The sequence below is a fragment of the Streptomyces sp. NPDC058864 genome (assembly GCF_042742985.1).
Classification (GTDB): Bacteria; Actinomycetota; Actinomycetes; order Streptomycetales; family Streptomycetaceae; genus Actinacidiphila.
In genome coordinates, this window is record NZ_JBHYMQ010000003.1 from 166,353 (window position 1) to 183,783 (window position 17,431).

17 protein-coding genes are annotated in these 17,431 nt (G+C 73.7%); 9 read left to right on the plus strand and 8 right to left on the minus strand.

Going from position 1 to position 17,431, the window contains the following annotated elements; translation table 11 throughout:
• The first annotated feature begins 118 nt into the window (after positions 1-118).
• The 5 genes from ACFW3D_RS03970 (at position 119) to ACFW3D_RS03990 (ending at position 4,937) form a co-directional block, all read left to right on the plus strand.
• Positions 119-1,264 (plus strand): low temperature requirement protein A, encoded by a 1,146-nt coding sequence (locus tag ACFW3D_RS03970; protein WP_500500999.1) that lies wholly within the window; start codon positions 119-121, stop codon positions 1,262-1,264.
• A 52-nt stretch (positions 1,265-1,316) separates the two neighbouring features.
• Positions 1,317-2,006 (plus strand): hemerythrin domain-containing protein, encoded by a 690-nt coding sequence (locus tag ACFW3D_RS03975; protein WP_500501001.1) that lies wholly within the window; start codon positions 1,317-1,319, stop codon positions 2,004-2,006.
• Complete coding sequence (locus ACFW3D_RS03980; RefSeq protein WP_500501003.1) at positions 2,006-2,638, plus strand: TetR/AcrR family transcriptional regulator; 633 nt, start codon at positions 2,006-2,008, stop codon at positions 2,636-2,638. Before ACFW3D_RS03975 ends, ACFW3D_RS03980 begins: the two co-directional genes overlap by 1 nt.
• A gap of 31 nt (positions 2,639-2,669) precedes the next feature.
• A complete protein-coding gene (locus ACFW3D_RS03985; protein ID WP_500501005.1) occupies positions 2,670-3,248 on the plus strand; it encodes an SRPBCC family protein in 579 nt (192 codons plus the stop codon).
• 99 nt (positions 3,249-3,347) lie between these two features.
• Positions 3,348-4,937, plus strand: a complete 1,590-nt coding sequence (locus ACFW3D_RS03990; RefSeq protein WP_500501007.1) for an MFS transporter — start codon at positions 3,348-3,350, stop codon at positions 4,935-4,937.
• 357 nt (positions 4,938-5,294) lie between these two features.
• Here ACFW3D_RS03990 and ACFW3D_RS03995 read toward each other — a convergent pair whose 3' ends face one another.
• From ACFW3D_RS03995 to ACFW3D_RS04020, 6 genes are all read right to left on the minus strand, one after another.
• Positions 5,295-5,456, minus strand: coding sequence for a hypothetical protein (locus ACFW3D_RS03995; protein WP_499600674.1), 162 nt, complete (start codon positions 5,454-5,456; stop codon positions 5,295-5,297).
• A 71-nt stretch (positions 5,457-5,527) separates the two neighbouring features.
• A complete protein-coding gene (locus ACFW3D_RS04000; RefSeq protein ID WP_500501009.1) occupies positions 5,528-6,580 on the minus strand; it encodes a hypothetical protein in 1,053 nt (350 codons plus the stop codon).
• 31 nt (positions 6,581-6,611) lie between these two features.
• Positions 6,612-7,565, minus strand: coding sequence for a cytochrome c oxidase assembly protein (locus tag ACFW3D_RS04005; protein WP_500501010.1), 954 nt, complete (start codon positions 7,563-7,565; stop codon positions 6,612-6,614).
• A 137-nt stretch (positions 7,566-7,702) separates the two neighbouring features.
• Positions 7,703-8,728, minus strand: coding sequence for a 6-phosphofructokinase (locus ACFW3D_RS04010; RefSeq protein ID WP_500501011.1), 1,026 nt, complete (start codon positions 8,726-8,728; stop codon positions 7,703-7,705).
• A 188-nt stretch (positions 8,729-8,916) separates the two neighbouring features.
• Positions 8,917-9,645: a type 1 glutamine amidotransferase gene (locus ACFW3D_RS04015; RefSeq protein WP_500501012.1), complete on the minus strand. Its 729-nt coding sequence runs from the start codon at positions 9,643-9,645 to the stop codon at positions 8,917-8,919.
• A gap of 31 nt (positions 9,646-9,676) precedes the next feature.
• Positions 9,677-10,915, minus strand: coding sequence for a MurT ligase domain-containing protein (locus ACFW3D_RS04020; protein ID WP_500501014.1), 1,239 nt, complete (start codon positions 10,913-10,915; stop codon positions 9,677-9,679).
• Between the two features lie 162 nt (positions 10,916-11,077).
• On the opposite strand from ACFW3D_RS04020, the gene def reads away from it, so the two are divergent.
• Entirely contained in the window at positions 11,078-11,641 is a 564-nt protein-coding gene (gene def, locus ACFW3D_RS04025) for a peptide deformylase (protein WP_500501016.1), read from the plus strand.
• A 1-nt stretch (position 11,642) separates the two neighbouring features.
• Here the strand turns inward: def and ACFW3D_RS04030 are convergent, their stop codons facing one another.
• Positions 11,643-12,293 (minus strand): TetR/AcrR family transcriptional regulator, encoded by a 651-nt coding sequence (locus tag ACFW3D_RS04030; RefSeq protein WP_500501018.1) that lies wholly within the window; start codon positions 12,291-12,293, stop codon positions 11,643-11,645.
• A 128-nt stretch (positions 12,294-12,421) separates the two neighbouring features.
• Between ACFW3D_RS04030 and ACFW3D_RS04035 the strand changes: the two genes are divergently transcribed.
• Positions 12,422-13,645, plus strand: coding sequence for an acyl-CoA dehydrogenase family protein (locus ACFW3D_RS04035; RefSeq protein ID WP_500501020.1), 1,224 nt, complete (start codon positions 12,422-12,424; stop codon positions 13,643-13,645).
• Positions 13,646-14,112: 467 nt separating this feature from the next.
• Here ACFW3D_RS04035 and ACFW3D_RS04040 read toward each other — a convergent pair whose 3' ends face one another.
• Positions 14,113-16,191: an FUSC family protein gene (locus ACFW3D_RS04040; RefSeq protein WP_500501021.1), complete on the minus strand. Its 2,079-nt coding sequence runs from the start codon at positions 16,189-16,191 to the stop codon at positions 14,113-14,115.
• An 88-nt stretch (positions 16,192-16,279) separates the two neighbouring features.
• On the opposite strand from ACFW3D_RS04040, the gene ACFW3D_RS04045 reads away from it, so the two are divergent.
• Together ACFW3D_RS04045 and ACFW3D_RS04050 are read left to right on the plus strand one after the other, a co-directional pair.
• On the plus strand, positions 16,280-16,477 hold the full coding sequence (locus ACFW3D_RS04045) for a hypothetical protein (protein WP_500501023.1): 198 nt from the start codon (positions 16,280-16,282) through the stop codon (positions 16,475-16,477).
• 292 nt (positions 16,478-16,769) lie between these two features.
• Entirely contained in the window at positions 16,770-17,315 is a 546-nt protein-coding gene (locus tag ACFW3D_RS04050) for a winged helix-turn-helix domain-containing protein (protein WP_500501025.1), read from the plus strand.
• Positions 17,316-17,431: the final 116 nt, after the last annotated feature.

Here is a 17,431-nt window from a genome sequence, read left to right on the forward strand (position 1 = left end):
CCTGCCGGTCCCAGGAACGGCGGGGCACTGGTTCGCGGGTACGGCGGCGACGGAGGGTGGGGGCGGTCCGGGCAGCGCGCAGAGGGCGCTCCGTCGCGCAGGGAAGGCGGGTGATGCCGTGACGAGCAGTGAGGTGCGCCGGGCGGGGTGGCTGGAGCTGTTCTACGACCTGCTGTTCGTCGTGCTGGTGGCGCAGCTCGCCCATCCGCTCCTGGCGCGGCCGGGCTGGGAGGCGGGACTGCGGCTGTTGCCGCTGTTCCTGCCGGCCTGGTGGATGTGGGTCGGCTCGACCCTCTACACGAACCTGACGGGGGAGGCCGAGGCCGAGCGGCGGCTGGACGTGCTCGCGCAGATGGCGATCCTCATCGTCATGGCCGGTGCGGCGACGCCCGCGGCGCACGGGCACGTGGCGTTGTTCGCCGCCGGCTACGCGGCCTCGCGCCTGGAGGTCGTGGCCTTCCGGATGCTGGCCGGCCGCCGGTGGCCGACGGGCGGCGCCCACGGTCCGCTGCTGGTCTCGGCGGCGTTGTGGGGCGCGTCGATCGCCGTCGAGACCCCGGTGGCGTACGTGTTGTGGCTCGCGGGCCTGGGGGTGGAGGCCGTTCCGTGGCTCGCCGGCCGCCCCGGCGGGTCCGCGCTGCGGCGGCGCCTGGTGGAGGGCCGCGTCGCCTTCGGGCATCTCGTCGAGCGGTTCGGGCTCTTCATGATCATCGTGTTGGGGGAGGGGATCGCACAGATCGTCGCCGCTATCGCGGCGGCCGACGCCGCGACACCCGCGGTGGTCACGGGGCTGGCGGCGTTCGCCGTGGTCGCCGTGGTGTGGTGGCTCTACTTCGACTTCGGCTCGGCCGTGGCGGAGGAGACCCTCGCCGCCCGGCCCGAGCAGGCGTTCCGCCTGGTCCGGTCGGTCTTCGTGATCGGGCACGTCGTGCCGGTGGTCGCGCTGCTCGCCCTCGCCGCCGGACTGGGAGGCCTGGTGACCGCGGCGGCGCAGCACGACCACGCGGGCGCCGCACTGCGACTGTGCTGCGTGGCACTGGGCGTCCACCTCCTGCACAACGCGGTCACAGGGGTGCGGACGATCGGTCACCCCCTCAGGCGCGTTCTGACGTGGCTGCTGCCCAACCTCGCGCTGCTGTCGTGCCTGGCCTTGCTCTCCGACCACCTCGTACCCGCGGTGCCGCTCTGCCTGATCGCCGCCGGCCTCACCCTGGAGGCCCTCACCACCAAGGCCGCACCAGAATTCACTGGAACGGCCTTGTAGGGAAAGCTGTGCCGTCCTACTCTCCTGGCAAGACGGCTATGGGGAGGGCGACATGGGGACGGGTTCCGCGCCGGCGGACACGCGGATGATGGGCATCGTGCACGGCGCGCTGCGACGTGACCTGGAGCGCACGCGGACGGTGCTGTCGGCCGAGCCGCATCCGGGGCGACGGCAGGGGAGCGCGCTCGGCCGCCACGTCGCGTGGCTGATGGAGTTCCTCCACGCGCACCACACCGGTGAGGACGAGGGCCTGTGGCCGCTGGTGCTCGAGCGCGACCCGGCCGCCGGGCCGCTGCTGGACTCGCTGGACGCCGACCACCGCCGGATCACCCCGGCGGCCGTGACCGTGACGGACGCTGCACGGCGGTACGCGGAGACGGCGTCCGAGGAGGCGCGCATCAGACTCCTCGCGGCGCTCGACTCGCTGACGGCCGTCCTCGTGCCGCACCTGGAACGCGAGGTCGCGGAGGCCATGCCGGTGGTGTCGGCGGCCCTCACCCAGGACGAATGGCACGCCTGGGACCAGCGGTACAACGTGAAGTCCAAGTCGTTCACGCAGCTCGGCATCGAGGGCCACTGGCTGCTCGACGGCATCGACCCCGAGGGGCACCGGATCGTGGTCGCCCTGGTGCCCCCGGTCCCGCGCTTCATCCTGCTGCACGGCTTCGCCCGCGCCTACCGGCGCCGCCGCGCGGAATGGTGGCAGCCGCAGAAGTCCACGGGGAACGGAACGTCGCGCTGATGACGGCGGAAGAAGCGCCGCGTGCACGGCGCCCCTACCGGTCACCGCGCCGCGAGCAACAGGCCGGGGAGACGCGGGCCGTGGTGCTGGCCGCGGCCGTCCGGCTGTTCGGCGAGCGGGGCTGGGCGGCGACCGGGATGCGCGATGTCGCCCGCGAGGCCGGGGTGTCGGTCGAGACCGTGTACGCCGGCTTCCGGTCCAAGGGCGAACTGCTGATGGCAGCCCTCGACGTCGCCGTGGTCGGCGACGCGCGGCCCGAAACGCTCGCCGAACGCCCGGAGTTCGCCGGGCTCGGGTCCGGGACCCGGCGGGAGCGGATCGCCGCCGCCGCACGGCTGGTCACCGCCATCCACCTGCGTACTTCAGGGGTGCACCTCGCGCTGCGCGAGGCGGCCGCGTCGAACGCCGACCTGGCGGAGAAGCTGCGGGACAACCAGCGGCGCCGCCGCATCAGTGTCGAGCAGGGCATGAACCACGTCGCGGCGCGCGCGGTGACCCGGGAAGAGCTGGACGGGGTGTGGGCGGTCCTCGGCGTCGAGGTCTACCACCTGCTGACCGGGATCTCCGGATGGACGCCGCAGCAGTACGAGCAGTGGGTGGCCGGTGTCGTCGACCGGCTGCTCGACGCGTGACGACCGAGCAGGGCATCGAGGGGGGAGAGGCATGAGGGACAACGAGAGCGGCAACGGCACCACGGAGGGCAACGGGACGGAGCGCGGCGTCGCCCGGACGTGCCGCAGCGAGGTGGTCGTCGACGCACCGGCCGGGGCCGTGTGGCGCGTCGTCGCGGACGTGACCCGGAACAGCGAGTGGAGCCATGAGTGCCACCGGGTCACCTGGCTGCGCGGGGCGGCCACGGCAGCGACGGGCGCCCGCTTCCGTGGGTACAACCGATCGGGCCGGCTGCGCTGGAGCCGGGTCTGCGAGATCGTGGCGTTCGAGCCCCCGCGCCTGATCACCTGGCGCACGATCCCCGCCCCGCTGTTCCCCGACAGCACCGAATGGACCATCGAACTGGAGCCGGCCGACTCGGGGACCCGGGTGGTGCAGACCTACCGGATGCGGAGCACGCCCCGCTGGTTCCGGTGGCTCGTGGGCAGGATGGTCCCGGCCCACCTCGACCGCAGCGGTGACCTCTCCGGGGACCTGCGCCGCCTCGGGACGATCGCCGCCGGTGACGCGCACCGCTCTGCGACGCGACGTGATCCCGAGCCGGAACACGTGGTGCAGCCGACCGGGTGACGTGGCCGTCACGCCCCGGGAATGGCCTTGCCCGCCACCCTGCGCCGATGTGACCGTGTGCCGCAGACAACCACGGGCCGGGACCCTGGAGGTGCGCACATGGGGCGCTGGCGGGCTCTGATCGTCCTCGGCACGGCGCAGTTCCTGATGGTGCTGGACACCTCGGTGATGAACGTCTCGATCAGTCAACTGGTCGCCGACTTCGACACCGAGGTGACGGCCATCCAGGCCGTCATCACCCTGTACACCCTGGTCATGGCCGCCTTCATGATCACTGGCGGGAAGCTGGGCGACATGTTCGGGCGCCGCCGCGCCTTCGCCGTCGGACTCATGGTGTACGGCGCGGGTTCGGCGATCACAGCCGTGGCCCCGAGCCTGTGGGTGCTCACCCTCGGATGGTCCGTGATCGAGGGCCTCGGCGCGGCACTGGTCCTCCCGGCCCTGGCGGCGCTGGCGGCGGGCGCCTACTCCGGCCGGGACCGGGCGGTGGCCTACGGTGTCATCGGCGGCCTGGCGGGAGCGGGCATCGCCGTCGGCCCGCTGCTCGGGGGATGGGTCACCACCTATCTGACGTGGCGGTTGGTCTTCGCCGCGGAGGTCGTCCTCGTGGCCGCCGTACTGTGCTGCGTGAGGTGGGTCGAGGACCACCCCCGCCCCGGACCGGGGCGCCGGCTCGACACCGGTGGCGCGGTCCTGTCGGCCGTCGGTCTGGCCCTGGTGGTCCTGGGCGTCCTGCAGAGTGGATCCTGGGGCTGGCTGCAGCCCCGCAACTCCCCGGTCACGGTTTTCGGCTTCTCCCTCACCCCCTTCGTCATCACGGCGGGAGCCGTGGTGCTGTTCCTGTTCCGGTCCTGGGAGCGGCACCAGGAGTCCACCGGCCGTGAACCCCTGGTCCGCTTCTCGCTGTTCACCGTCGCCCCCCTGCGCTCCGGCCTGGCGATGCTGCTCGTCCAGAACCTGGTGCTGCTCGGCCTGTTCTTCGCCATCCCCCTGTACCTCCAGGTCGTCCAGGGCTTCGACGCCTTCCAGACAGGCCTCCGGCTGCTGCCGGTCTCGATCACGATGCTGGTCGCCTCGATGAGCGGACCCCTGCTCGGCCGCATCGCCGGTCCCCGTGCGATCGTGCGGCTCGGCCTGCTGGTGCTGTTCATCTCGGTCCTGTGGCTGCTCGCCGCCGTCGAGCCCCGCATCGACGACCTCTCCTTCGCACTGTCCATGGCGCTTCTGGGGCTCGGCATGGGCCTGCTGGCCTCCCAGCTCGGCAACGTCGTCCAGTCCGCCGTGGGGGAGTCCGAACGCAGTGAGGCAGGGGGACTGCAGTACACCGCCCAGAACCTGGGGTCCTCCTTGGGCACGGCGCTCATCGGCGCCATCCTCATCGGCGCCCTGGCGAGCGCGTTCACCAGCCGCATCGCCGACAATCCGCTGGTGTCCGACGTCGCGCGGCAGGAGACGGGCATCGCCCTCGAGGCGGGCGTCAGCTTCGTCGGCACCGATCAGGTGCGCTCCGCCGCAGAACGCGCCGGACTGCCGCAGTCCGAGGTCGACGCGATCGTCGACTCGTACGCCGAAGCCCAGTTGGCCGGCCTCAAGTCCGCCGTTCTGGCGGCATCCGTCATCACCCTCACCGGTTTCGCGGCCACCCGTCACCTGCCCGCCGGCCGGCTCACCGGCACCTCGTCGCCGTAGCGTCGGAGGCCCTATCGGACGCCTCGTCCCGGCCGGTTCGGGTCACGGGGTGACGCTGACGAGGTCCGGGTCACCGCGCACGTGGGCGAGGGGCGAGAGCCGGTGCGCGCGCAGGAGATCGGGAGAGGCGGAGACGGTGGGGGAGCGGACGGGGCCCTGACGCGGTTCGAGACCGCCGGTCAGGTGGAAGGCGCCGCTCGTCGGCGGACGGCGATCGCACCGCTGCTACGTGCCCGAACCGGGCCGGCGCTCCGTCGCCGTCCGGCAGCCGGCTCACGCCGGCGACGGGTGCACCGGCCGACCGGGCAGGGGCGCAGTGCCCCCCTGCGCTCACCGGACCACCGCGCCGCGCAGGCCTCAGCGGGGCGTGCGGATCGCGAACACCCCGATCGTGGCCAGCATCAGGACGACCCAGGCGAACCACACCCAGCCGTTGGGGCCGAGTGCGACCGTGTACGCGGTCACTGCGACCAGACACGCCACCGTGCACGTGATCATCGCCTTCGCAGGTGTGGGCATCGCCGGCCTCCTCCCCGGGGGCCGCGCGGCGGCGGCCCGGACTCCATGGTCCCGCCGCCGCCCGCCGTGCGCTACCAGTCGCCGTCGGTGACCTGACCCTCGTCGCCCAGCTGCTTCACCTGACCCGGATGCGGTGCCACCCACGGCGACTCGTCCTCGCCGAGCCAGTCGCCGACCGGCTTCACCTGGGTGAGCGTGCCGGGCGCCGCCAGGTCCTCGGCGTCGGCGTCGTAGTAGTCGAACCAGGGCAGTCCCGCGGCGGTGTACGCGGCGCGGTTGACCGGGGAGGGAGGAGCCGGCTCGCCGGTGATGCGGCGCCATTCCGGCACCGTCGTGAGGTGGACGAAGACCCGGCCCGAAGGCTCCGCACGCCAGTCGGAGGGCTTGCGGTCGTCGCGGTAGACCTCCTGCCGCATCCGGCCGCCCGCGCCCAGCCCCATGGCGACCGGGGAGCGCTTCGCGCCTTCGCCCTGACGCGGGGCGCGGCCCGGGGCCGGCGGCGGCGCGGCCGCGGGGGCGGCCATGGGCATGGCCCCGGGAGCGCCGCCGTAGCCGCCGAAGGCCGCGCGGCGCGTGCTCTCCCGGCGCCGCTGCTCGGCCCGCCAGGCGGCCAGCTGCTCCTCGCCGAGTTCGGTCACCTGCAGCTGCACCCCGCCCCAGACCTCCTCGCCGGTGACCTGGCCCTCGACGGTCGCGCCTAGGCCCAGGGGCACGGCCACGAACTGCCGGATCGTCCCCGAGCCGGAGTTGATGCCGTCCAGCCACGGCTGGCGCGGCAGCACCACGTAGTTCTGCGGGTCCTGCGACAGCCGGTTGCTCCACGGCCGTCCCGACACCGCGCACACCTTGCCGACGCCCACCTGGAGCGCGGCCGGCGCGGCGGCCGAGAAGCTGAGCCACATGGCCTCGCGCTGGTAGACGGGCAGCATCACTCCGCCCCGCGCCAGCCACTCCTGGGGCGCGGTGCCGGGATGGTCGGAGACCCGGCGCAGCGGGAAGGTGCCGATGCCGGGTGGGAGCGGATGCGTCCCCGTCTCCGGCAGCCGCAGCGTGCGCATGAAGCGCACCGTCACGCCGCCCGGCAACTGCAGCGCGTCGCCCGATATCCGTACCTGGTCGCCCATCGCGGGCCTCCCTTCGCGGCGGGCGGCCCCGTCAGCCGCGACCCCGTGCCTCCAAGGATGCCAAGTACGCGTTGTAGGCTGCCAGTTCCGCGTCGCCGTCGCGGTCCGCGGCGCGGTCCTTGCGACGCGCCTGGCGCTGGTCGGAGGTGTACCACTGGATCAGCAGCGCGACGAGCACGATCACCGACGGGATCTCGCTGAACGCCCACGCGATGCCGCCGGCCGCGGTCTGGTCGTCCAGTGCGTCGATCCCCAGCGAGGCGGGCGGGTGCTTGAAGGCGCCGATCATCGGCTCGCTCGCCATCATCAGGGCGATGCCGAAGAAGGCGTGGAACGGCATCCCGGCGAACAGCTCCAGGATGCGCATCACATGGCTCGGCCGGTTCGGCCCCGGGTCCACGCCCATGATGGGCCAGAAGAACACCAGGCCCACGGCGAGGAAGTGGACCATCATCGCGATGTGCCCGGCCCGGCTGCCCATCAGGGTGTCGAACAGCGGGGTGAAGTAGAGCCCGTACAGGCTGGCGATGAACAGCGGGATGGTGAACGCCGGATGCGTGATCACCTGCATGTAGCGGCTGTGCAGCAGCGCCACCAGCAGCTCCCGCGGGCCCTTGCGGCCGCGTCCCGCCGTCGGCAGCGCCCGCAGCGTCAGTGTCACCGGGGCGCCCAGCAGCAGGAGGATGGGGGAGACCATGCTGACGACCATGTGCTGCACCATGTGGACGCTGAACATGACCATGCCGTAGTCGTTCAGCGCGGTGCACATCACCAGCGCGATGGAGAGCACCCCCGCGACGAAGGCGACGATCCGGCCGGCCGGCCAGCGGTCGCCGCGCCGCAGCAGGCGTACGACCCCCCAGCCGTAGAGCGCGAGCGCGAGCAGACAGCCGGCCAGGAAGACCGGATCCCCGCTGAACTCGAGCCCCCGGCCGAGGGTGAACGGCGGGAGCTCCGTCGTCATCCCGTGTCCGCCGTGGTCCATCCGTCACTCTCCTGTCGCCTGCCGCACGCACCGCGCCGTCGGCAATGTGCCGGTTGGGGCGGGTGCGCCCGCACCAGACTAGAACCGCCCCCGGCCGCGCTTGCGACCGGGGGCGGTTCGAGGAGGCGATCAGCGCGTCACAGCACGCACTCGGCCTCGACGTAACGCTCGACCGGGACGGTCTTGAGCCGCTCGACGGCCTCGGCCAGCGGGACCAGGGTGATGTCGGTGCCGCGCAGCGCCGTCATCATCCCGAAGTCGCCGTTGTGCGCGGCCTCGACCGCGTGCCAGCCGAAACGGGTGGCCAGCACCCGGTCGTAGGCGGTCGGGGTGCCGCCGCGCTGCACGTGGCCGAGGATGACCGGGCGGGCCTCCTTGCCCAGCCGCTCCTCCATCTCGATCGAGAGCCGGGTGGCGATGCCGGTGAAGCGCTCGTGGCCGTAGATGTCCTTGGCGCCCGACTCGAAGTCCATCGTGCCCTCGCGCGGCTTCGCGCCCTCGGAGACCACGACGATCGCGAACTTCTTGCCCGCGGAGAAGCGCTCGCCGACCCGCTGGGTCAGCTCCTCGATGTCGAAGGGGCGCTCCGGCACGACGATCGCGTGCGCGCCGGCCGCCATGCCGGAGTGCAGGGCGATCCAGCCGGTGTTGCGCCCCATGACCTCGACGATCAGCACGCGCTGGTGCGACTCGGCGGTGGTCTTGAGGCGGTCCAGGGCCTCGGTGGCCACCGTCACGGCGGTGTCGAAGCCGAAGGTGACGTCGGTGGAGGCGATGTCGTTGTCGATCGTCTTGGGCACGCCCACGATCGGCAGACCGTTGTCGGACAGCAGCCGGGCGGCCTTGAGGGTGCCCTCGCCGCCGATCGGGATGATCGCGTCGAGACCCAGGTCGGCGACGTGGCCCCTGGCCCGCTCGACACCGTCCCGCAGGTGCTCGGGGCGGACCCGGGACGAGCCGAGGATGGTGCCGCCACGGGCCAGGATGCCGCCGACGGCGTCGAGGTCCAGCTTGCGGTAGTCGCACTCGAGGAGGCCCTTCCACCCGTCGTGGAAGCCTATGACCTCGTCCCCGTGGTCGACGACCGCGCGGTGCACGACCGACCGGATGACGGCGTTGAGCCCGGGGCAGTCGCCGCCGCTCGTCAGCACACCAATACGCATTTGCTCGTTACTCCTGAATGATCGATCCGGGCGCCGGACCTCGTCGTCCGGATGGACCCGCGGCGACGCGCACCGCTGCTCCCTACGTTATCGAGCCGGGCTCGGGCGGCGGAAACGCCGCCCGCAGTGCGGACACCACCCGGCCCCGGCCCCGTTGTCCCCCGGTCCGGCCCGCGACGGTGCGGGCCTCAGGCGGGCTGCGTCGCCGCCGCGATGCGCTCCGCGCGCAGCGCCTCGTACCACTGGTCGTCGACCGGCGGCAGCGCCCTGACATCCATCGCCAGCTTGATCAGCATGTCCGCGATCTGCGGGTTGCGGGCCATGACGGGGCCGTGCATGTAGGTGCCGAAGACGGTCTCGTTGTACGCGCCCTCGGTCCCGTCGCCGGTGCCGTTGCCGTTGCCGAAGCGGGTCCGCGCCAGCGGACGGGCCCGCTTGCCGACGTGCGTGACGCCCTGGTGGTTCTCGAAGCCGGTCAGCGGCGGAAGACCGAGTTCGGGGTCGATGTCGGCCAGCACGTCGCCGACGCAGCGCGCGCCCTCGCCGCGGACGCTGACGACGTCCAGCAGGCCCAGGCCCGGCTCGGGACGGCCGAGGTCGTTGACGAACTCGTTGCCGATGATCTGGTAGCCGGCGCACACCGAGAAGACGATCGCACCGTTGTCGACCGCGCGGTTCAGCCCGCCGTCGCGGCGCAGCCGCTCCGCGGCCAGCCGCTGCGGGCGGTCCTCGCCGCCGCCGATGAGGTAGATGTCGCCCGAGGTGGGGATCGGCTGGTCGGACCGTACGTCGATCCGGGTGACCGGCACCCGCCGCTGGCGGGCCCGGCGCTCGGTGACCAGGACGTTGCCCTGGTCACCGTAGGTGCTCAGCAGGTCGGGGTAGACCCACACCAGACGCAGGCTGGAGTCGCTCACAGCGTGTTCTCCTGTCGAAACGGGTCTTCGGTCAGTTGCCGACGCGGCGGCGGAGGTCCTGGAAGGCGGTGTAGTTGGCGATGGCCTCGATCCGGCCGGCCGGTGAGGTGCGGACCGCCTCGTCGAAGTCCTGGCAGACCTCGAACTGCAGCCCCGCGACCTCCAGGCGGACCGCGAGGTCCAGCTTGCGGTCGCCGATGACCCGGATCGGGTGCCCGGCCAGGCGGGTGTAGTCCACGTCCCAGAGCCAGGAGGTGTCGGTGCCGTCCGCCGACCGGGCGTTGACGGAGAGGACCACCGGGGTGGGCGGCCCGTCGATCAGGGAGAAGGTCTCCAGCCAGCCGGCCGGGTTCTTCGCCAGCAGCAGCCGTACGTCGCGGCCCTGGAACTGCACCACGTCGTAGCGGCCGGCGACGGCCTGCACCTTGTACATCCGCTCCAGGGCGACCTTGGGGTCGACCCCGAAGGCGGCCGCCGCCGCGGCGGACACGGCGGCGTTGGACTTGTTGGCCCGGCCGGGCAGCTGGAGCTGGATCGGCCACGCGGACCCGTACGGGTCGATCACGTGGTCGCCGGAGAGCGCCCAGGTCGGGGCCGGGCGGCGGAAACCGCACTCGCCGCAGAACCAGTCCTCGGCCGGCCGCTGCAGGACACCGCCGCACGAGGGGCAGGACCAGGCGTCGTCCTTCCACTCCTGACCCGCCGCGACCCAGACGACGGTCGGGCACGAGGAAGCGGCCCAGGTGATCAGCGGGTCGTCGGCGTTGGCGATGATGATCGCGTCCGAGCCCGCCAGGCCCTCGCGCCACTTCTCGGCGAGCATGCGGGTCTCGGCGGCGCGGTCGAGCTGGTCCCTGGAGAGGTTCAGCAGGGCGATGGCCTTGGGCTTGACGTCCCGGGCCACGCCGGCCAGGTACTTCTCGTCCACCTCGATCACGCCGTACCGCGCCTCGGAGCCCCCGGCGAGCGCCGAGGTGATGCCCGCCGGCATGTTGGCGCCCAGCGCGTTGGAGACGACCTCGCCGTTGGCGCGCAGCGCCTCGGCGAGCAGCCGCGTCGTGGTGGTCTTGCCGTTGGTGGCCGAAACGAGCACGACGTCGAGATGGGTCGCCAGCCGGGCCAGCAGATCAGGGTCGAGTTTCAGCGCCACCCGGCCGCCGATCACCGATCCGCTGCCGCGCCCCGCCGCCCGCGACACCGCCGCCGCGGCCTTGCCCGCCGTCACGGCCAGCTTCGCCCGCGGCGACAGTGGCTCCGCGTTGCCTGCCATCGTCTCCACATCCTCCTCGCGTCCGGCCCCGCTCACCTCTCCGGCGGTCGGCCGTGGTGCTCGCACCGGGCCGTTGCACCGGCCGGAAGGCATCGGTCGCCGATCAGCCTATCCACTTCCCCCACCGGCGCTGAAACGAGCCGCCACCGTACCCTGACCGGCATGCGACACGCCCCCATCCCCGGCAGCTCCGGGACCGTCCGTCCGATGCGGCTGCTGGGTGATCCCGGGCTGCGGGAACCCTGCCGCGACGTGACCGTCTTCGACGCCGAACTCGCCTCCCTCGTAGAGGACTTGTTCGCCACGATGTACGCGCACGACGGGGTGGGGCTGGCCGCGAACCAGATCGGCGTACCGCTGCGGGTGTTCGTCTTCGACTGCCCGGACGACGAGGACGTCCGGCACCTCGGGTACGTGGTCAACCCCCGCGTCGTCCGCGAGGACGGGGTCGTGGTGACCGGCGACGAGGGCTGCCTGTCGCTGCCGGGGGTGCAGGCGGGCACCGCCCGGTACGACGAGACCGCCGTCGAGGGCGTCGACGCCGACGGGGCGCCGGTGCGCGTGGAGGGCACCGGATTCTTCGCCCGCTGCCTCCAGCACGAGTGCGACCACCTGGGCGGCGGCCTGTTCGTCGACCGGCTCACCGGCCTGCGCCGCCGCCGCGCGCTGCGTGCCGTGCGCCGCGCCCCCTGGTCGTCCGGCGACGAGGTCCACGGCCTGGCGTGATCTAGAGGCGCGGTGCGCCCGGGCGGTCGCCGACGGCGGCGAGGCGGCCCCACAGCAGGTCGGCGAGGTGGCGGACGAGGACGTCACGGGCGACGGGGCGCTCGCCCAGCCACCAGTCGCCGGCCGCGTGCATCATGCCGACGATGCCGTGCCCCCACACCCGGGCGGCCACCTGGCCCTCCGGGCCGAGGGCGAGCCGCTCGGCGATGAAGCCGGCCAGTTCCTCGCCCATGCGGCGCAGGACGGGGGCGGAGTGGCGGCCGATGTCGAAACCGCGATCGGAGTCCGCGGCGTTCTCGGCGGGGTGCATCAGGAAGCGGTAGACCTGAGGACGGGCCTCGATGGCCGACAGGTACGCGTCGAGGGTGGCCTCCACGCGGTCGCGCCGCTCGTTGGGCGCGTCGAGGGCGGCCCGCAGGTTGGCGAGCAGCGCGTCGGTGTGGCGCTTCGCCAGGGCTCGGTAAAGTCCGCTCTTGTCGCCGAAGTGGCGGTACAGAATGGGCTTGGTGATGCCCGCCTCGGCGGCGATGGCGTTCATGGACGCCTCGGGGCCGTCCCGCAGCACGACGCGGTCCGCGGCCTCGAGGAGCTCCCTGCGCCGCTCCTCCGCCGCGGATGCCGATCGCTGCTCCCGCCGCTGGCTGGTGTCCACCCGAGCCTCCCCGCCCGTTCGAATTTCCTCGCGCCTGCGCAACGTAACACCCCAAGTCCGGTTGACATCCCTTACCGACCGGTAACAGACTGGCGGTTACCGCAAGTAACAAGCACGTGGAGGGGACGATGGGCGACTTCTCGCTCGAGCTCAGCGACGACCAGGTATCGGTGCGCGACTGGATCCACGGCTTCGCGGCCGACGTCATGCGCCCGGCCGCGGCGGAGTGGGACGAGCGCGAGGAGACCCCCTGGCCGGTGATCCAGGAGGCGGCGAAGATCGGACTCTACTCGCTCGATTTCTACGCCCAGCAGTACTTCGACCCGACCGGTCTCGGCATCCCGATCGCCATGGAGGAGCTCTTCTGGGGCGACGCGGGCATCGGCCTGTCCATCGTCGGCACCGGGCTGGCCGCCGTCGGCGTGCTGGCCAACGGCACCGAGGAGCAGATCGGCACCTGGATCCCCCAGATGTACGGCGACGTCAACGACGTGAAGGTCGCCGCCTTCTGCTCCTCCGAGCCCGACGCGGGCTCGGACGTCGGCTCGATGCGCACCACCGCCGTGTACGACGAGGCCAAGGACGAGTGGGTGCTGAACGGCACCAAGACCTGGGCGACCAACGGCGGCATAGCCAACGTCCACGTCGTCGTCGCCGTCGTCGATCCGGAGCTCGGCTCCAAGGGCCACGCGTCCTTCATCGTGCCGCCGAACACCCCCGGGCTCTCCCAGGGGCAGAAGTTCAAGAAGCACGGCATCCGCGCCTCGCACACCGCCGAGGTCGTCCTCGACGCCGTCCGCGTCCCGGGAAGCTGCCTGCTCGGCGGCAAGGAGAAGCTCGACGAGCGCCTCGCGCGGGCCCGCGAGCGGGCCAAGGGCGGCGAGCGCGTGAAGAACGCCGCCATGGCCACCTTCGAGGCCTCCCGCCCGGCCGTCGGCGCGATGGCGGTGGGCACGGCCCGCGCCGCCTACGAGGTCGCCCTCGACTACGCCATGACCCGCACCCAGTTCGGCCGCCCCATCATCGACAACCAGGGCGTCGCCTTCCAGCTCGCCGACATGCGCACCCAGGTCGACGCGGCCCGCATGCTGGTCTGGCGCGCCTCCTGGATGGCGATCACGGGCAAGCCCTTCACCTCGGCCGAGGGCTCGATGTCCAAGCTGTACGCCAGCGAGACGGCGAAGAAGGTCACCGCCCAGGCCATCCAGATCCTCGGCGGCAACGGGTTCACCCGCGAGTACCCGGTGGAACGCATGCATCGGGATGCGGCCATCTACACCATTTTCGAGGGCACGAGCGAGATCCAGCGCCTCGTCATCGCCCGCACTCTGTCGGGCATGCCGATCCGCTGAGCCCGGGCCCCAGCCTGACCCCCGACCCGCCTGGCGGCGCCTGCACGCCGCGGGTGGGGAAGGCGTCAGGGACGCGTCGACGACACGGAGCGGGCCGACAGCTTTGCGCCCGCAGCCGTGCGTCGGCGCGGCAGGGCGGGGAGTCCTCCGGGAGCGCGTTCGGTTCCTGGGCGACGCGGCGGAGCGGGGCGGCCGCAAAGCGGCGTCCGCCTGCGCCGGCAGGTTCGGCGGACGCGGTGCGCCGGGCCGGTCGTCCACGGCCCCGGCCGCCGACACGGCCTCCGGGGAGGCGTCAGCCGCCTCGACCTCGCAGACCGGCCTTCGCGACCGCCCCGTCAGCCACGCCCCGCACGCCGGGTTCGGCCCGACCGCCGCCGGCATCCGTCGTGTCGCAGCCCGTGCGCTCCGCCCGGGGCCCGCCGGGGCGCGCGGCGTCCGCGCACCTCGGGAACCCCCGCCGGGAGGCGTCAGCGACGGCGGGAGGGACGGGTACGGGGGCGGGGGCGCAGCGCGGTCTCGAGGTCGTCGAGGGTTTCCATCAGGAGCTCGGCGCTGCGGCGGACGATGCGATCGGCGTCCGAGCGCGGCCAGGCGTCGAGGGCGGCGCGGACGGGGGCGAAGTCCGGGGGGCGTCGTTCGCGGACCGCGGACGCGGCGTCGGCGGTGGCCGTGCGCAGGTGCCGTGCGAAGGGTGCGGCGTCCGGGACGGGGGCCGCGTCGGGGGCCGGGAGGTGGGCCTCCATGAGCATGGGGACGCGGCCCATGGCCGACAGGGCCGCGTCGGCGCCGTCGGCGGCGCGGCGGGACAGGCCGCGGCTGCGGACGGGCTCCGCATCGGCACGGGAGACCGCCTGGTCCCAGGCGAGCGCCGCCGCGCGGGCGTCCAGCAACGCCGCGCGCACGGCCTCGCGCCCGCCCCGCGCGGGGGCCGCGTGGGCCTCCATCGCGGCGGCGGCGTACCGCCCGGTGGCCTTGATGCGCTCGGCCAGCCGGTTCCGCAGCCGCGGGGTCTCCCAGGCCGGGAACACCGCGTACGCGGCCATCGCCAGCACTCCGCCCAGCATCGTCAGCAGCACGCGCTCGGGCACCGTCTGCGTCCAGCTGGCCCCGGCCATGCCCAGCAGGAAGACCACGTACGCCGACGCGGCCACCTGCGAGACCAGGTAGCCGGTGCGCATCAGCCCGTACATCAGGGCGACCGACACCACCGCCAGCACGGCGCAGGGGTACGGCCCCGGCGCGAAGGACTGCATCACGGCGGTCGCCACGGTGACGCCCACGAGGGTCCCGACGAACCGGGCCACGCTGCGGCCGTACGTCTGCGAGAAGTCGGGACGCATCACCAGCACCGAGGTCAGCGGTGCCCAGTAGCCGTGGCCGAGCGGCAGGGCCGCGCCGAGGGCATAGCCCGCGGGGATGACGGCGGCCAGCCGGACGGCGTGCCGGAAGACGGGGGAGTCGAACCGGGCCTCGCGCCGCACGGTGCGCGCGGCGAGCGGCAGGAGTTCGGGCACGCTGGGGCGGCGCAGGTGGGCGGTGTCGGTGCTCACCGAGCCGCCGCGGCCGGTGGCGGAGGAGACCGCCTCGCTGAGCAGCGCGACGAGCCGCAGCGCGGTGCGCCGGGCGGGCCCGGTCAGCTGCTCCTCCGGGGCGGGCTCGACCAGCACCACGGAATCGGCCTCAGGCGGCACGCGTACCGGCTGGGCCTCGCGCACCGCGCGTGCCACCGCGTCCAGCACGGAGGCCGCCGCTGCCAGCAGTTCACGGGCCCGGTCGCGTTCGGGCCCCTCGGCGGCGGCGCCGACCGCCGGGTCGGCGAGCGAGGCCAGCACCGGGCGGATGCGCTCGGCCAGCACCCGCTTGCCGCGCAGCGCGGCCGGGCGCCGCCGCGCCTGTCGGTCGGTGATGACGGCCGCGCTGCGCGCGGTCATCAGCGGCTCGGGGTCGAACGGCGCGACCGGGTCGTGCCGCAACCGCCGCGCGTAGTCCGCCTCGGCCGCGAAGGCGTCGGCCAGCGCGTCGCGCTGCCGGCCCCAGCGGCGCACCGGGAACAGCAGGATCAGCGCCGCCTGCACGACCCCGCCCGCCGCGATGACCAGGGCGTGGCCGAAGGCGCTCAGCACGGAGGTCGGCAGGGTGATCACGACCAGCATGACGGCGACGGTCAGCGACGAGACGATGCCCGCGGTGGGCCCCAGCGCCCAGGCCATGCCCGCCAGGAACGCCCAGACCGCCAGCAGCGCCACGAACACCCACCAGTGCGCCCCCGCCAGGTAGCCCAGGAAGGTGCTGACGGCGAGCCCGGCACCGGCGACCAGCGCGAGCACCGGCCGGGGCCGCCAACTCCGCTGGAAGGTGGCCATGCCCGAGGCGAAGGCGCCGAAGGCGGACGAGGCGGCCACCGAGGGGGTGGCCAGCCACAGCGAGAGGCCGACGACGACGGCGACGCCCGCGGCGGCGCGCAGCGCGACCAGCGGTTCCAGCCCGGCGCGCTCGATCCGCAGCCCCTCGCGGGCACTGCGGCGCAGGGCGCGCAACCAGGTCATGAGGCCGAGGATAGGACGGGTAGGACGGGGAGGGCCGGGTAAGCGCAGCCCAAGATCCGTTCCGGTGAGTCCGAGGAGGCAGACCGTCATGACCGCCCCCGCACACCGCGCCACGGTGCCCCCGGTGCCGCCCGCCCCGAGCCCGGTGCCGCCCTTCCCGCCCGACCCCGTGCCGCCCGCCCCGCACCCCGTGCCCGGTCCGACCCCCGACCCGGTACCCGCGCCGCCGCCGCAGCCGGAGCCCGTTCCCGACCCCGAGCCGCAGCCCGAGCCGCAACCGCTGTAGGGCCTGGTCAGAGCCCCTCGGCGGCTCTCCCTGTCCCGACGGGCCCCAGGTCTGGTTCAATGGGTGCCATGGCCAGCCTCACTGACACCGCGACAGGTCGCAGCGACCTCGAGCCGTTCTGGCCGTCCAGGCAGCAGTACCAGTTCGACCGGGAGTGTTGTCGCGCGGTCCCCGCGCGGACCCCGGCCCACAGCTGCTGACGCCGTCCCCCGGTCGCCACCCGCTGCCGGCCTCCCGGCGGTCCCGCGCAACACGTCGTCCGACGACCCTTCGCGCGAGAGCCGAGACCTGCATGTCCTCCAGCACCAGCACCCGTTCCCTGCCCCTGCCCGCCGCGGGCCGCCAGCACCTGCGCGCCGTCCGCACCGGGGACGCCCGCGCCGGCGACGTCCCGCCGGTACCGGACTTCCTCCCGCCCGGCGCGACCTGGCTGCCCGCCCCCGGCCACCTGGTGCCCGCGGCCGTCGGCGGGCCGCCGATGGTGGGCTACCTCGTCCTCGTCCCCGTCGAGGGCCAGGCGCCGCCCGAGCCCCCGGCAGCCGCCGGCCTGCCCGTCACCGTCGACGCCGAACGCCGCGTCGCGCGGGTGCCGGGCCGCGCACTCGACCTCACCTACCTGGAGTTCGAGCTGCTCGCCCACCTGGTGGCGCACCCGCACCGCGTGCACACCCGCGACCACCTCGTCACCACGGTCTGGGGGTACGGCCACGTCGGCGACGGGCGCACCGTCGACGTCCACATCGCCCGGCTGCGGCGCAAGCTCGGCCCCGAACACCGCGGCAGCATCGTCACCGTGCGCCGGGTCGGCTACAAGTACGCGCCGCCGGCGGCCCGCTGAGCCGTCCGGCGGACGGAACGAGGGGGCCGGGCGGCCGCCGGGGGCGTCCCCGGAACCGGCGGAAACCCGGCTCTCCCACACGTCACGTCGGTAGCATGTCGCCCCACCGGAGTATG

Bases quoted from the DNA above. Each gene is read 5' to 3' on its own strand.
- ACFW3D_RS04035 (WP_500501020.1), top strand. From the start codon at position 12,422: ATGGGCGACTTCTCGCTCGAGCTCAGCGACGACCAGGTATCGGTGCGC.
- ACFW3D_RS03995 (WP_499600674.1), bottom strand. From the start codon at position 5,456: ATGCCCACACCTGCGAAGGCGATGATCACGTGCACGGTGGCGTGTCTG.
- ACFW3D_RS03990 (WP_500501007.1), top strand. From the start codon at position 3,348: ATGGGGCGCTGGCGGGCTCTGATCGTCCTCGGCACGGCGCAGTTCCTG.
- ACFW3D_RS03980 (WP_500501003.1), top strand. From the start codon at position 2,006: ATGACGGCGGAAGAAGCGCCGCGTGCACGGCGCCCCTACCGGTCACCG.
- ACFW3D_RS04010 (WP_500501011.1), bottom strand. From the start codon at position 8,728: ATGCGTATTGGTGTGCTGACGAGCGGCGGCGACTGCCCCGGGCTCAAC.
- def (WP_500501016.1), top strand. From the start codon at position 11,078: ATGCGACACGCCCCCATCCCCGGCAGCTCCGGGACCGTCCGTCCGATG.
- ACFW3D_RS04000 (WP_500501009.1), bottom strand. From the start codon at position 6,580: ATGGGCGACCAGGTACGGATATCGGGCGACGCGCTGCAGTTGCCGGGC.
- ACFW3D_RS04040 (WP_500501021.1), bottom strand. From the start codon at position 16,191: ATGACCTGGTTGCGCGCCCTGCGCCGCAGTGCCCGCGAGGGGCTGCGG.
- ACFW3D_RS03985 (WP_500501005.1), top strand. From the start codon at position 2,670: ATGAGGGACAACGAGAGCGGCAACGGCACCACGGAGGGCAACGGGACG.
- ACFW3D_RS04005 (WP_500501010.1), bottom strand. From the start codon at position 7,565: ATGGACCACGGCGGACACGGGATGACGACGGAGCTCCCGCCGTTCACC.
- ACFW3D_RS03975 (WP_500501001.1), top strand. From the start codon at position 1,317: ATGGGGACGGGTTCCGCGCCGGCGGACACGCGGATGATGGGCATCGTG.
- ACFW3D_RS04020 (WP_500501014.1), bottom strand. From the start codon at position 10,915: ATGGCAGGCAACGCGGAGCCACTGTCGCCGCGGGCGAAGCTGGCCGTG.
- ACFW3D_RS04045 (WP_500501023.1), top strand. From the start codon at position 16,280: ATGACCGCCCCCGCACACCGCGCCACGGTGCCCCCGGTGCCGCCCGCC.
- ACFW3D_RS04050 (WP_500501025.1), top strand. From the start codon at position 16,770: ATGTCCTCCAGCACCAGCACCCGTTCCCTGCCCCTGCCCGCCGCGGGC.